Source organism: bacterium (assembly GCA_030019025.1).
Taxonomy (GTDB): Bacteria; Hydrothermota; Hydrothermia; order UBA1063; family UBA1063; genus UBA1063.
In genome coordinates, this window is record JASEFR010000029.1 from 8,750 (window position 1) to 23,171 (window position 14,422).

Consider the following 14,422-nt stretch of genomic DNA (forward strand, 5'->3'; position numbering starts at 1 on the left):
TACCGCAAGGCATTATTCTTCCTCCTTCAATCCCTTAACCAGTTTTGACGGTTTAAAAGTTACAACTTTCCTTGCAGGAATTTTAATTACTTCCTTTGTCTTAGGGTTTCTTCCGACCCTGCTCTTTCTATGCTTTACCTCGAAAACGCCAAATCCCCTTAATTCAACTCTATCACCCCTGAAGAAAGCCTTTTTAACAGTATCCAAGAACATGTTCACGACCAGTTGTATATCCTTCTTAGGTAAGCCTGTTTGCTGGTAAATTTCATCTACTATATCTTGTTTCCTCATTGAAACCTCCCAATTTTTGGGAATATTATAAACAAAAGACCTCAGACAATCAATTTAAGCCTTTTTTACACTCCCTTCTTTGTAGAAAGGCAATTTAACAATCTCGCCAGGAACTCTTTTACCTCTAATCTCAACAAAAATCTCAGTTCCAGCCTTAGCAAAATCCTTTAAAACATAACCCATACCAATGGGTATATTTAGCGAAGGAGCAAGGTTACCGCTGGTTACGAAGCCGATTTCATTTCCAGTCTCATCATATATCTTATAACCATGTCTTGGAATACCCCCACCCTCTTTAATTACAAAACCAACCCTTTTTCGTGTAATACCTTTTTGCTCAATCTCTATAAGAGCGTCTTTGCCAATAAAATCTGGCTTTTCCAATTTGGTAATCCATTTAAGACCAGCCTCTATCAAATTAGTCGTTTCGTCAATGTCGTTTCCGTAAAGACAGTATCCCATCTCTAACCTCAATGAATCCCTTGCCCCAAGACCTACAGGCTTAACCTCGGGAAATTCAAGGAGCTTCCTAAATATCTCCACCACGTGTTTATTATCGGTGTAAATTTCAAATCCATCTTCACCGGTGTAACCTGTTCTGGATATTAGAACTTCTTTACCCAGAATTTTGACTCGGGCTGCCCAGTAATACTTAATTTTCGAAAGATCTTCTTCAACAATTCTTTGAAGCACTTGCTCAGCCTTAGGTCCCTGAAAGGCAATTTCACCAACTTCATATGAGATATTAATAATTTCAACATTCCCCTTTTTGTGACTCAAAATCCAATTGTAATCTTTCTCTATATTAGAGGCATTTACTACGAGCATGAAATGGTCTTCAAGCCTGTACACCAGTAGGTCATCCACTATGGTTCCTTCCTCAGTGGGAAAGGAAGAGTATTGAATTTCCATTAACTCCAGTTTTGAGGGATCATTGGACGTGATGTACGATACAAATTCAAGGGCATCTGGCCCTTTTATTATAATTTCGCCCATGTGGGAAACATCAAAGATACCCGCGCTCTGCCTAACCCAACGGTGCTCCTCAATAATTGAAGTGTACTGCAGGGGCATTTCAAACCCACCGAAAGGCACCATCTTTGCACCGAGTTTTACATGCTCATCAAAAAGCGGAGTTCTCTTAAGCATAAAACCTCCCTTGTTGCAAAATTATAAATTTTACCGCTTATTCAATCAAATATTGATTTTTCCTCAAAAAAGTGTTATATTTAGAATATACATGCTTGAAAAGCTGAAAGCAGAAGAATCAACATATTTGCAGGTTCTTTCAGAGCTTTTTGAATTTGTTTTTCAAATTATCTCAGAAGTTTTCCAAGATATCAAATATGGAGTTGTGCTAACAAAACCCACGGGCAAGCCTCTGCAAATTATTTCCAAAGGAGTAAATGAAGCGGAATTAAATGCACTCATCCAGGAGATTAATCTTTCACCTTCTTCAAATCCTTTTAAGATCAATAAATACAAGATTTATCCATTAAAAGGTAAACTCGGAGCTTATGGATACATTTTTGTTGCAGAAAACGACGGTTCCGAATCGGCCTTCCTGGAAAAGGCGTCAGAAACATTTTCAAAAATAACCGAGTTGCTTACCCTTCTCGACTACCATTTCGTGGATCCCGGTACAGGCCTACCTGGAAAGAAATATCTACTTGACCGAATTGATGAACAGATTCAGCGGAAAATTCGCTACAAAGAAGATTTCTCATTAATAATAATAAGGGTTGACAACTTTGAAGAAATTTCTAGAAATTTACCTGAGGATTCCTTCGATGCGCTCTTAAGAGATATTGCCCGATTCATAACAAAACTGAAAAGAAAAAGTGACATTCTTTGTAGATTTGACGTGGACAAACTGGCAATCCTAATGCCACATACTACTGCAGAAGGCACTAAAACCTTCACGGATAGACTTAGTTCCGCATTAAACTTTGAGTCCTTTCGTATAAACCACACTGTTATAAAATGTAAATTTTCCATTGGTTACGTTAACTCAGAAGAGTTTAATATCTTGGAACATGATGAATTAATACTAAATGCCTTGCTTCAATTGACCAACAGTGGGAAAAAAGCACAATCGCAAGAAAATTTCTTTACCATTGAAATTGTAGGTAATTCAAGTAAAATGGCAAAAGTAAAAGAGGAGATTGTTATCGCTTCCCAGACCGATATGACCGTTCTCATCCTTGGAGAAACTGGAACGGGTAAGGAACTTGTCGCAAGAAAAATTCATGAATTAAGTGCAAGAAGAAGTAAACCTTTTGTAATTATTGATTGCGCCTCCATAACCGAAACCCTTCTGGAATCAGAACTTTTTGGTTATGAAAAGGGTGCCTTTACAGGCGCCACTTCACGAAAAATAGGACTTTTTGAGTCCGCATCTGGTGGCACTGTGTTTCTTGATGAAATTGAGGCTACTTCACCTGGGATGCAAGCAAAATTGCTGAGAGCTATCGAAGAAAAAACTATAAGAAGAGTTGGGGGAACGGAACTTATCCCTATAGATGTCAGGATAATTTCCGCATCCAATATTGATCTTGAAGAAGAAGTTAAGAAAGGAAATTTCAGAAAAGACCTTTATTACCGTATTTCGGGTATGGTAATAAATTTAGCACCTCTTAGAGAAAGAAAAGAAGACATTCCAGAGCTTGTAAACTATTTTATCAAAAAATATTCTATAGAGGAAGGCAAAATCATCAAAGGGATTACTCCAGCGGTTTACGACCTCCTCAAATCTTACGATTGGCCAGGCAATATAAGAGAACTGGAAAAAGAAGTTGAAAGGATGATTGCCTTCACAGAAGACGGAGGTTACATAACGGTGGATAAACTATCCCCTAAAATAACAGCCATGGAATCGCACAACTTCTCCCTTGATGAACTTGTAGAAAACTACGAGAAAAATATTCTCATTGACGCACTTTTAAGCTGCAACTGGAATGAGACAAAGGCAGCAAAAATGCTCGGGATTTCACGAACAAGCCTCATCGCCAAGATGAAAAAATATAATTTGAAAAAGAGGATAAATGAAAGCTGGAATTAAAAAAAATAGAAGTGCCTTTACTCTTCTCGAATTAGCTATAGTACTCATTCTCATAGGTATCCTTATTGGAATTGTGGTACGCGGCACACAGACAGGTTATACAGCAAAGGTCAACGCTACGGTTGAATGCTACAGGATCAATCTGTATGCAATAGAAAACTATTTTAACACCTATAGGAGATACCCTGGTGATGGCGATGGTGATGGTAAAGTTGAAAGTGACGCCATTCCTATTTTGAGGGCGAACGGTTTTGATGTAAAAGTTGAGAATCCCTTTGGCGGTACTTTTACCATCCTGTGGAGAAACTTTCCCAGTGCAGATAGTGGAAATTACATCTACTCTGATAAAATTCCCCCGAATGCCGATTCCCTTATAGATTCAAAGATAGACGACGGAAACTTGGATACCGGCCGATACAGGAGAATCTCCAATGTCTCTTACCTTAAGTTTTAGGAAAGGGTTCAGCCTAATTGAAATTTCTGTTGCTTTGGTGGTTATGGGAATTCTCACTGCGGTTGCTATTCCGGTGGCACTGAATGTAAACAGGGCACAGAAAGTAGGACAAGCAATGAGCGAGCTCTCAAACATAAGAGAGATAATAATTTCTTACTACAAAATAAATGGGAAACTCCCCTCTCACGATGCAACTTATAGCCTCCCAACCTCGACTATCGGTATCCCTGATCAATACAGTAAGGATCCTATAAAAGGTATTCCATACATCTATTTTGCCGATACAACTGCTGGTTCCACTGATACTATATACATAGACGGGGTCCCTATGGGAGATATTTCAGCGGTGATCATAAGTGCAGGCCCTAATGGAAATTTTGACGGTGAAAACGCAACGCCAGATGATGGAAGGTTTGAATCTTCAGGAACGGGAGACTTTGATGACATTCTCTACTATGTTTGTGAACTGGATTTAAAAGGAGGACCTCGAGTCCTTTCATCGCAATATTGTGAAACATACACACTTATATTGAGTAACAAGGATGTAAATGGAATTACCTACTATATGAGAACGATATCAGATGTAATAAATCCATCGCCCTATGCTACCCTAACGCCCGGTAGCTCCATAACCCTCTCAAACTTACCGCCATACACGTGTGTTCAAATAAGTACAGATAAAAATTTCAGAGATCAAAGGACACAATTCTTCAACATCACTTCGTTCAACGAAGGAAGTGATTGTATGGAGAACGTCGTAATTTATTCAAACTTTAGTGGAGTGCAATCCCCACCACTCATAACAGGAGATCTTTCTCAGTGAGAAAGGGTTTTACTCTTATAGAAATCTCGATTGCCTTAATTATTCTTGGCATAATTGCTGGAATTTCACTACCCCTTTTAATGTCAACAAACAAAACAAAAAAAATTGAAATGGCAAGAAAAGAGATGGAAACGTATAAAACAAGGCTCATCGTATATTTCAACGAGAAAAACACCCTTCCTGGGCATACAGCAAGCTACGGACTTCCACAACCCGCACTCCAGATTCCAGGAAAATTCACCCTTGATCCAGTAAGTGGTATCCCTTATCGCTACTTTGCCGATACAACCTCAGATGGAGATTCTATCTATGTCGACGGATTACCAATAGGGGACATCGGAGCGGTAATTATTTCTGCTGGCACTAATGGTAAATTTGACGGAGAAAATGCGATGCCTGATGATAAAAGATTTCAATCTTCTGGAACCGGTGATTTTGACGATATTTTAATTTCTGTATCCCAGAACGAACTTATAGGATTAATAACATCCTGCACATCATATGAGGTAACAATAAGTAATACCAGCGGATCACGTATATACGTCTTTCCGACAAAATCCTCCTCTACTTATTCAACTATTCCAAACGGAAACACCACAACACTGCCCAATCTAAGCCCAGATGAATACATTTTGATCTCTACCCAAAATACATTTAATACAATAAGTACCAATACCCTTAACCCGCTAAAATACGATAAAAATGGAAATTGTAAAGTATCCATTACTGTGGACACAATAACTACCGGCGTTCCGGTTTTTACAACTGACCTGGATTAAAGCACTACCTTATACTTCCAATCGTCTGATAAATTGGCAGGAGTACAGAAACGAATATCAGAGCTGCAAATACCCCAATAAAGATAATAAGAATAGGCTCCAAAATGGCTTGGAGCCTTTCAACTGTCCGTGTAAGCTCTGATTCGTAGTAGAAAGAAAGACTATCAAGTTGTCTCGGTAGGGTCCCCGTTTCCTCACCTATGGCCACCATAGAACAAAACAGAGGTGAAAAGCCAAGGTTTCTAACCGCTTCGCCCAGTCTCTGACCAGAAATGACAAGAGTCCTCAATCTTTCAATAAGACCCACTAAATAAAGGTTCCCGGTGCTGAAAGTTAAAAGCTCAAGGGAAGTACTCATATCCACACCAGCCTCTAACATTAGGGAAAGGAATGTCGTAAAGTGGGCATAGAAAGACTTCTTGAGGATATCAGACAAAAGGCCAAGTTTTTCCACAAGTAACTTTTCAATAATAACTCTCGTTGACTTACGTTTGTAAAGTAACATTAAGGCAATTATCAACCCTACAATTAAAATTACCAGGAGAAAAATAAACCTTTTGAGAAAACCCACTATACCGATCACTATAACAGTAATAAAGGGCAAACTGGTACCGAGCCCTTTAACCAGCTCAATCACTCTCGGAAGAACGTAAAAAAGGTAAAAAATGGCTGCAAAGGTTATCGTTGTAACAGCAAAGGCAGGATATATCAATGCTTTGATGGTCTTATCCTTTTGCTCTTCTTCCCTTTGCATCACATTAACTATCCTTTCAAGGGTTTTAGGAAGAGTACCGCTCTCCTCACCGACTTTTAAAGCCCCAAGATAGTAGGGTGGAAAAATCGTCTTAAACCGCGAAAAGGCTTCATATAAAGAGCTTCCTTGAAGAAGGGCAAGACGAATCTCCTCAATGACCTTCTTCAAATCCTTGCTAACCGCCTCGTCTCTCAAGCTTTCAAGGCCTATGGTGATTGGCACGCCGGAACTAATGACGGAGTGAAGTTGCATCGTGAAGAGAATCAGTTCTTTTCGCTTTACCCTGTACTTTGGTTTTAGAGAGAATAAAGAAGACTTCTTTACTTGCAAGGGAGTAAGCCCCTGCTCTTTCAAGATTTTAACCGCGACCACCTCATCCTCTGCATCAATATAGCCTTTTACTCTCTCTCCCCTTTGATTCAATCCTATATAAACAAACTCCATATAAATTAACCTATAACTCTCAAAACTTCACTAAGATTTGTTATCCCTTGCTTAACCTTACGGGTTCCATCCTCAAGCATCGTTTCGTATTTCACAGCACTTTCAATCTCGTGAAGGGGAGCCCCGCGCTGTATCAATTCCCTAACATCCTCAGTTATTTCCAGAATCTCAAAAATACCCGTTCTACCACGGTAAGTAGTGTGGAAACAACTGGAACACCCCTTTCCAGCATACTCCATCTCACCTTCTGTAATATACTTCTCAAGGCCAAACTTCTTAACTAAATCAATATCGACGGGCCGTTGCTCCTTACAATTTTCACAAACCCTTCTCACCAACCTCTGCCCCACAATGGCAATAAGCCCAACGGACATTATATAAGGGTCAACACCAAGATTTAGAAGCCTGGGGATTGCCTGAAGTGCTGTATTGGCATGAATAGTGGTTAAAACAAGATGACCTGTCAAAGAAGCCTGAAAAGCCAGTTCTGCGGTTTCACGATCCCTCATCTCACCCACAAGGATTACATCAGGGTCATGTCTGAGAATACTTCTCAGAGCACTTGCAAAGGTGAATCCTGCTTTCTCATTAACCTGAGACTGCTTTATGAGCGGTAATCTGTACTCAATTGGGTCTTCTATGGTCATAATGTTCTTCTCAAGAGAGTTTAGCTCCAACAAAATGGAATTTAAAGTCGTGGTTTTCCCTGACCCCGTTGGACCACAAACGATGATTATGCCAAAGGGTTTGCGTATCAAATTTCTAATCCTTGTGAGTTTTTCCTCGGACAGGCCAAGTTTTTCAAGGCCAAGTATAATATTTGTCCTTTCCAGGATCCTAAGCACAACACTTTCCCCGTAAGGAGTGGGATAAGTCGAAACTCTTATGTTTATATTCTTCATACCCAGCTGGAAGTTGAAACCTCCATCCTGTGGAATTCTCTGCTCTCCAATGTCCAGATTTGACATAATTTTAATTCTCGTTACAATGGATGGATGAAGCCGTCGTGGGATTGTGTAAATCGGATGCAAAACCCCGTCAACACGGTACCTTATTCTTGTAACCTTGTCAGATGGCTCAATGTGTATATCTGTTGCATCAAGTTGTATTCCCTTCAAAACAATCAGGTTCACAATGTTTGCAATGGGGGCAACTTCCGCACCAAGCTGTTGTATCCTGATCGCTTCTCTTATATTGGCCTCGAAATCCTCATCAGAGCTTACATGAAGACCATAAAGGTTCTCAATAGCTTTTAGAATCTGCTCTTCTCTTGCCACTTTAACAATAACTCTAAGCCCGGTAATCTGCTCAATGGTATCTATGGCTTTGAAATTAAAAGGATCTTGAATTGCAATTGTAATGGACTTGCCATCAGTATCTATGGGAACAACTTTGTTTTCCCTTGCAACTTTATATGGGACCAACTTTAGCACAGCAGGATTTATTATAACCTCTTCAAGATTTACGAATTCAACCCCAGCCTGGTGAGCGATGGCATAAGAGATTTCCTCTTCCGTTACAAGTCCAAGCCTTAGCAATATCTCACCCAGCTTTTCTCCCGTTCTCGCCTGTTCTTCCAAGGCAAGCTTAAGTTCTGTTTCCGTTAAAAAACCATAGTTGAGCAAAATTTCACCAAGTTTTAATGCTCTTTTACCTCTCTCTATTAGCAAGATAATCCAACCTCCTCTTTATATTAAAGAATAGCTCTCCTGTATCTGCAAGATTCAAATAAATGCGGTAGTACTTAACCGCACTATCTCTTAGCCCCTCTTTATCGTAAAGTGAGCCAGCCTTTGCAAGGAGAATGGGATCGGCGTTTCCTGCAAAATAAGACCTTCTATAATAGTAGGCTGAAGCAATTTGATCCTTCATTTCAAAATACTTTGCAAGTTCCAATAGAAGATTGGCATTAAGTTTTCCCGATTTGTCAGCTTTGGCGGATATTTCCTTAACAACCTTGTAATCGTCAAGGGTCATGAAAATCTTAAGAACCTTTTGAAAATCAGCAGAAGACAAAAGGTTGAGATTATTAAGGGTGAGATCCCTCAAAAGCTCAGTGTTTCCAGAAGAGAGAGCCCCATTAAAACTTTCAAAAAACCTGGCGGAATCAAACCACGTTGAAGTATCACGCACATCCTCTCTATTTGACCTAAGAGAATCAACTATTAAGGCATTATAGGTCGAATCTTCAGAAGCATCTGACGTTGAAAGAGTCATCCTTTTACCAACAAATCTCCCCTTTTCAATATCCGAACCCGTTTTTAACAAAACTGCCATCGTTACTGCCCATGTCAATATTATGAAAACCATTAAAAACAAAATAGGCCTAACTCTTTGAGTTTTTTTCTCTTTAACTTTTTTAGCTTCCACATTGCTCGTGCTTTTTCTGGCTTTTTCCAGTGCTTCGTGAATGAGGCTCATTATCCTTCACCCATCAAACTCTCTATTGCCCTTTTGATATGTCTCGGCCTTATGATTTTGCTATCATCAACAAAGGCTGATAGTAAAGCCCTTTCCATCAGAGCATTAATTAACCTGGGAATTCCCTTTGAAAAGTTATAAACCTCTCCTATGATAAAATTATCAAAAATTCTTCCCGCCCCCGATTTCTCAAAGCGCGCAACAAGGTAAGGTTCTATCTCATCTAAATCCAGTGGTCTGAGTCTTAATCTTATCCAAATCCTCTGGTTGAGCTGTCTCAAATCATACCTCTTTAACTTCTCCTCCAGCTCCGGTTGCCCTACAAGGATTATATCAATGAGTTTTGAATCCTCCGTTTCAAAGTTGGAAATGAGTCTGAGTGACTCCATTGTATCAATAGGTAGATCCTGGGCCTCGTCAATAAAGATTACGACCCTTTCGCCCTCCTCCGCCATCTTCAATGTGAAATCGTAAAGAAGACTTATTAAAACACTAATTTGCCTTACTTTCAGAGCTTCTTTGACTCCGAAATCGGTAAGTATTAGTTTTAATAAATCCCTCGGCCTTACAAGAGGATTTAAAACAACGGCAGAAACCATACGGAAGGGAGAATTCTTTAAAAAATACCTTAGAAGCTGGGTTTTACCTGTGCCCACCTCACCGGTAACCATTCCAAAGCCCAGTCTTCTGCTTATCACATAGTAGATAGCGGAATAACCTTCTTGAAAGGATCTGGACTCATAATGAAATTCGAGGTTTGGTGTATTGGTAAAGGGGTTCACCCTCATGCCAAAAAAGTCCAAAATGGTTTCGTTTAATAAAATCAGTTCCTGAGATTTCATTCAATTTGCGGTGTAATAAAAATTACAAGTTCAGTCCTTTCTATTACCTTCTCCTGTTTCTTGAATAGATTTCCAATGACGGGAACTCTTGATAGAATGGGAATTCCCCTTTCTACCTTATTTTCTTTGTTGGAAATTAGTCCACCGAGAATGATAGTTTCACCTGATCTTATTTTGAGCATTGTATGAGCCTCCCTGATATCGACCGAGGGCGCCTCAAGAGTCTGTCCCTGCCACTGGTAGGTTTCCCATTTGGAAACATCAGCAAGTACCGGAGTTATCTCCATCGTCACAGAACTGTCAGAGCTTATGAAAGGGGTAACAGAAAACAAAAGCCCCTTAAGAATGTTCTTCTGAACTGGGTAAACTACAGGCGTACCCACCTGAGCGCCAGCGGCTTGAGCAGTAAGTTCCCAATAGGTTAAAAGACGCCCAACAGAGAGAAGGGCATTTTCCCCATTCATGAGCACTATGGAAGGCTGAGAAAGAAGGTTCACCTTGCCATAAGTGGATAAAAAGTTCAAAAATGAGGTAAAGCCGCCACCTTTTAGATCAATACTGAATACTTGCTGGGTTAAGGCGGTATTCTGATCGAGTTTAAAGCTAAAACTGGTAGAATTCGCAGAAAAATTCTTCACAAAACTCCAATCAATCCCATAGGAATTAGTGTTATCAAGGGAAACTTCAACTATTTTTACTTCTATACGAACCTTCCTGTCTTTAGATTCCCGAACCTTTTCAATGTAATGTTTAACTCTTTTCAAAGCAGAGGCGCTATCTGAAACCAGCAAAACTCCTGAGTTCCTGTTCAAAGAAAACTTTCCAGCAGGAGATAAGAGAGCTTTTACATCACTCTCTATTGCAGTGTATAGGTCAGACTGACCCCCGCTGAACTCACTCCTTATTTGTGCACCGCCCGTTAGTTCTCCCATGGGAATTACACTTCCGCCAATGGTAATAGAAGATTTGTTTGACCTTGCAGGAAAGGATATCTCAAAGGTCCAGGTATCGTAATTTTTCAGGAGAATTTTATTCCCTTCAATTCTATAAACGAGGTCATAGTTGGTTTCCAAAAAATCAAGAAGTTCCTTGATCGTGGCATCCTTGAAATTCAAATCGGCCACCACCAAACTTGAAATACCGGGATCCAAGTAGTAGCCAAGGTTTGTCTCTTCCGAAACCAGCTCCATAATAGATGATATGGGAATTGATTTCCCCTGTATGCTGATCTTTTTTAATAAGGAGGCCTTCGTTTGATCTACTTCAACCTTCGGAATAGAGGGTTCATCTCCAAAAACTGGCGAAGAAGAAAATAAAATCAAACCTAAAAACAAAGTCAACCTATTCATATCACTCTCCTGGTTTAACTTTTATTATTTTACCTGAGGGTGTTCTTAAAGTGGCAAAGCCGGACTCAATATTCAAAACAACATGGCCATCAAATACACCACCCTCACCAACCCATCGTTTTTCAAAACCGTTGTCAAGGAGAACTTTGAAATTCCCCGCACTCCCAGAAATGGCAAGGGCTTTTACTCCTCCGAAGCCTACTGATGAATATCCCTTCCCCTTTCTTAAACTGTCAATCTGGGCTTCTAATCTCAACTTTTCCAGTTCCAGTTTTAGCAATTCAATCTCAGTATTTCTCAGTTCCATCTGCTCCTGTAACTTCGTTTTTTCAAGCACTTTGGAAGTGAAAGGGTCATATAAGGAAGAGGCTTTTTCAAAAACGTATGGCTTATTCTGAGGTTCTTGCCTCTTAGAAGTTTCAACGGGAACGGTAACTTGCACCTGAGGGACCGGGGGCACAGGCCTCTTAAGTGAAGGTATAAACAGGGTAATAATTAAAACTACCCCTATTACAAAAGCCAGAACAAGTAACGCTATAAGTAAGTTTTTACCCTTCATCTTCACTCCTCGTAAGTTTCAACAAAATGAAAGGTTAATTTTATATATCCCCTTTTTTCCCCTCCTGTACCCGCTTCAAAACTCTCAAAAATTATAGGAAAATTCCTCAAAAAATTCAAAAAATCCAAAAGGGCTGGCAGGCTGGTATAGTTTTGAATCTCCATACTAACCCTATAAACCTTCAGCACTCCTACTGCGGACAAAACATTCATCCAATCAAACTGCTGGCTGGTTCCCACCTCTGCTTCTGCATTGAGACCGTAGTTCTTCGCAGAACTTTGAAAATAATCTTTAAGAAAACTGGCCTTTCTTTCGTAATCTCCCAATTCTCTCATATCAATAAAGAGAAAACTTCGTCTTGGTGGAAGGCTGAACTGGTAAACATAATTTTTGTATGTGGTAAACTCTCTAAACTGGTTTAGGAGATCCTTTTCCATTTGCTCAATCTTCAAACTTTCCCTTTCGATAAGCTTGTATTCCAAATAACAAAAAACACCAAAAATTAGAAGAAAAATCAAAAGGTAAACCGGCTTTCTGAACATTTTAACTGTCCCCCCTCAGTATCACACCTTTGACTCGGTATTCTCTCTTATCTCCCCGAGATTGAACCTCATACACAAGATTTTGGAAAATTCCGTAGGAACCTAAGCGCTCTGTAAAGGACTTTAAAAGGTCCACCTTTTTAAAATCGGGGACGTTATCAAAATCAATAGTAAGTGAAAAAGCAAAGCTTGAAGCCTGTCTTTCCATCTTCAAATAGGTTAACCGCATCCCCCTTCCGAGACTTGCAGAAACCGCCTTAAGGAAATCTCCAAGGGGTACATCGGCCTGACTCAAACCACTGGTCAACATCCACATCCTATTTTCTCTAATATAAGAGAGATTCTGATACACCCCTGTTTTTAAGTTTTCAAGAGCTTTTGAGAGACTCCGCTCATATTTAAGGAGGCGAAAATAGGAATAGGAGAACAAGCCTGAATAAATGAGAAACGATAGCAGTAAAAACAGATATATAAAAGGTGAAATCTCCTTATAACTCACAATTGGAGGAAGTATATTCAAAATGAACTCCTTAGGACTCTTCTGTGCAACTATGTAGGGAGCAAGATCACCCCCTCGATAAAGAGGTAATTCTATCGCTTCTGACTCAATCTTAATCCCGCTTAGTAATCTGGTAAAACTCCTATCTTCAGTAAAATAATACATTTTCTTCACCTCAAAGGTTCTGTCATAGTTCTGTCTCACGTAATAGGTGATACGCTCAATCTCGTCTCTCAGCCTCAAAACTAAACCTTCGGTGTCCGTTGTTTGAGAGCCAACGGGAAGAGTTCTATAAAGAATCACTACTCCACCCATTAAAACGGTCATCTTCGTCTTATCCTCGTAAAGCTCTAATATTAATGTTCCTCTACCAAGGTCATAGTTATAATAGGAAATAGGGTAAGAAACAACAAGTTCAATGAGATCGCGGTAGTTTCTTAAATACTCCACCATTTCATTAAAGTAGGATTCTTTAATACCGTTTACCAACACCAGAGAAGAAATGCCTGTTTCATCCTCTTTTGTAGCAATGACCTCAAAGGCAAAGCGCGCCTTTTCTCCCAAAATAGATACAAGCTCGTAGTTTATTATCTTTTTTAACTCACCGGCTCTAAGGCCCGGACCTGGAAGTTTCAATAGATTCAAATAATAACCATCAGGGTCATCTAATAAGACGTAAACTTTATCAACTCCTCTCATCATTTGAGGGAACTTTGAGGCCTTAAACTCTTCTCCACTTATAAAAAATAAACCTTCTAAAACGTTCTCATTAAAAATATAAAGATTCGCACTGAAACCTTGTTTTATATTAAAAACAGCTATTTTCATAGAGCTCGGGGGCCCTTAAAGGGCCCCCAGAAGCATCTACTCTATTACGTAAACGAGGGTATCTGTTCCCACTGTTATTAGAGCTCCTGAAGTAGGAAATCCATCATCTATTAACTTGTCGATTTCTGTCCTTGCATCAGCATCAGGTACACTGACTCTTACTACATTCCTCTTAACTGAACTCACAGTTAACGTATCCAGTTTGTAATCTGTGCCATATGGGCTCGGTTTCTTGAAGGCAATGCTGTAATGTGCAAGGGAATCCCATGCGTCTGCATCATTATCTATAAAGCCATCTTGATCCGTGTCGCCGGGATATACCCCTTTCTTACCGTAGTACACCATCACCGCAGTGTGGATATTTCTAATGTCGCCAGCGGTTCTCTTAACTTTGGCACTGGACTGGAGTGTCATTCCCCTCATTACAAGGGCAATGAGGAGCCCTATGACCACCAGCACGATGGCCAGTTCCAGTAGAGTGAAGCCCTTACGCCTCATAAGTCACCTCCCTTTAAAAAGGTTTACAGTTTCCAATATAATGTCAGGGTATCCGAGGTGTAAGCCCTGGACCCCTGAATATACCCTGTGTTATAGATACCATCATCATTCTTCTTATCAATTTGTTCAGCTACACCTCCTGGAATGCCAGTCCCGCCTACAAAATTACCAAGACCATAGGTTGATCCAAAATTCAAAGTTCCAAAAATGTAATTTCCATAAGGCCCCTTAGGCATTCCCTGCACGTACCCTCCCTTTAGCATGTGACTCCAGACATA

16 protein-coding genes are annotated in these 14,422 nt (G+C 39.9%); 4 read left to right on the top strand and 12 right to left on the bottom strand.

All coding sequences use genetic code 11. The features are described 5' to 3' along the window. Positions 1–12 precede the first annotated feature (12 nt). Together QMD82_07420 and gcvT are read right to left on the bottom strand one after the other, a co-directional pair. Positions 13–291, bottom strand: a complete 279-nt coding sequence (locus QMD82_07420; protein MDI6851743.1) for an HU family DNA-binding protein — start codon at positions 289–291, stop codon at positions 13–15. A 54-nt stretch (positions 292–345) separates the two neighbouring features. After that, complete coding sequence (gene gcvT, locus QMD82_07425) at positions 346–1,440, bottom strand: glycine cleavage system aminomethyltransferase GcvT (protein ID MDI6851744.1); 1,095 nt, start codon at positions 1,438–1,440, stop codon at positions 346–348. Between the two features lie 91 nt (positions 1,441–1,531). Here gcvT and QMD82_07430 point away from each other — a divergent pair, with 91 nt between their 5' ends. Genes QMD82_07430 through QMD82_07445 form a run of 4 tightly spaced genes read left to right on the top strand, consistent with a single transcriptional unit; the run spans position 1,532 to position 5,408 of the window. Beyond that, on the top strand, positions 1,532–3,352 hold the full coding sequence (locus tag QMD82_07430) for a sigma 54-interacting transcriptional regulator (GenBank protein MDI6851745.1): 1,821 nt from the start codon (positions 1,532–1,534) through the stop codon (positions 3,350–3,352). Then, a complete protein-coding gene (locus QMD82_07435) occupies positions 3,336–3,806 on the top strand; it encodes a prepilin-type N-terminal cleavage/methylation domain-containing protein (protein ID MDI6851746.1) in 471 nt (156 codons plus the stop codon). The genes QMD82_07430 and QMD82_07435 overlap by 17 nt, the downstream gene beginning before the upstream one ends. Further along, positions 3,784–4,629, top strand: coding sequence for a type II secretion system protein (locus QMD82_07440; GenBank protein MDI6851747.1), 846 nt, complete (start codon positions 3,784–3,786; stop codon positions 4,627–4,629). Before QMD82_07435 ends, QMD82_07440 begins: the two co-directional genes overlap by 23 nt. Further along, positions 4,626–5,408 (top strand): prepilin-type N-terminal cleavage/methylation domain-containing protein, encoded by a 783-nt coding sequence (locus tag QMD82_07445; protein ID MDI6851748.1) that lies wholly within the window; start codon positions 4,626–4,628, stop codon positions 5,406–5,408. The genes QMD82_07440 and QMD82_07445 overlap by 4 nt, the downstream gene beginning before the upstream one ends. Positions 5,409–5,412: 4 nt before the next feature. Here QMD82_07445 and QMD82_07450 read toward each other — a convergent pair whose 3' ends face one another. From QMD82_07450 to QMD82_07495, 10 genes are all read right to left on the bottom strand, one after another. Further along, entirely contained in the window at positions 5,413–6,606 is a 1,194-nt protein-coding gene (locus QMD82_07450) for a type II secretion system F family protein (GenBank protein ID MDI6851749.1), read from the bottom strand. A 5-nt stretch (positions 6,607–6,611) separates the two neighbouring features. Then, on the bottom strand, positions 6,612–8,276 hold the full coding sequence (locus QMD82_07455) for a GspE/PulE family protein (GenBank protein ID MDI6851750.1): 1,665 nt from the start codon (positions 8,274–8,276) through the stop codon (positions 6,612–6,614). Continuing rightward, positions 8,257–9,027: a hypothetical protein gene (locus tag QMD82_07460; GenBank protein MDI6851751.1), complete on the bottom strand. Its 771-nt coding sequence runs from the start codon at positions 9,025–9,027 to the stop codon at positions 8,257–8,259. The genes QMD82_07455 and QMD82_07460 overlap by 20 nt, the downstream gene beginning before the upstream one ends. After that, positions 9,027–9,815 (bottom strand): AAA family ATPase, encoded by a 789-nt coding sequence (locus QMD82_07465; GenBank protein ID MDI6851752.1) that lies wholly within the window; start codon positions 9,813–9,815, stop codon positions 9,027–9,029. Before QMD82_07465 ends, QMD82_07460 begins: the two co-directional genes overlap by 1 nt. A 50-nt stretch (positions 9,816–9,865) precedes the next feature. After that, positions 9,866–11,218, bottom strand: coding sequence for a hypothetical protein (locus tag QMD82_07470; protein MDI6851753.1), 1,353 nt, complete (start codon positions 11,216–11,218; stop codon positions 9,866–9,868). 1 nt (position 11,219) lies between these two features. Beyond that, complete coding sequence (locus tag QMD82_07475) at positions 11,220–11,777, bottom strand: hypothetical protein (GenBank protein ID MDI6851754.1); 558 nt, start codon at positions 11,775–11,777, stop codon at positions 11,220–11,222. Positions 11,778–11,779: 2 nt separating this feature from the next. Continuing rightward, positions 11,780–12,319, bottom strand: coding sequence for a hypothetical protein (locus tag QMD82_07480; protein ID MDI6851755.1), 540 nt, complete (start codon positions 12,317–12,319; stop codon positions 11,780–11,782). Position 12,320: 1 nt separating this feature from the next. Continuing rightward, on the bottom strand, positions 12,321–13,646 hold the full coding sequence (locus QMD82_07485) for a hypothetical protein (GenBank protein MDI6851756.1): 1,326 nt from the start codon (positions 13,644–13,646) through the stop codon (positions 12,321–12,323). A gap of 36 nt (positions 13,647–13,682) precedes the next feature. Further along, positions 13,683–14,144 carry a prepilin-type N-terminal cleavage/methylation domain-containing protein gene (locus QMD82_07490; protein ID MDI6851757.1) on the bottom strand — a complete coding sequence of 154 codons (462 nt, stop codon included), beginning with the start codon at positions 14,142–14,144 and terminating at the stop codon, positions 13,683–13,685. A 23-nt stretch (positions 14,145–14,167) separates the two neighbouring features. Next, on the bottom strand, positions 14,168–14,422 hold a 255-nt coding region (locus QMD82_07495), incomplete at its 5' end, for a hypothetical protein (GenBank protein ID MDI6851758.1).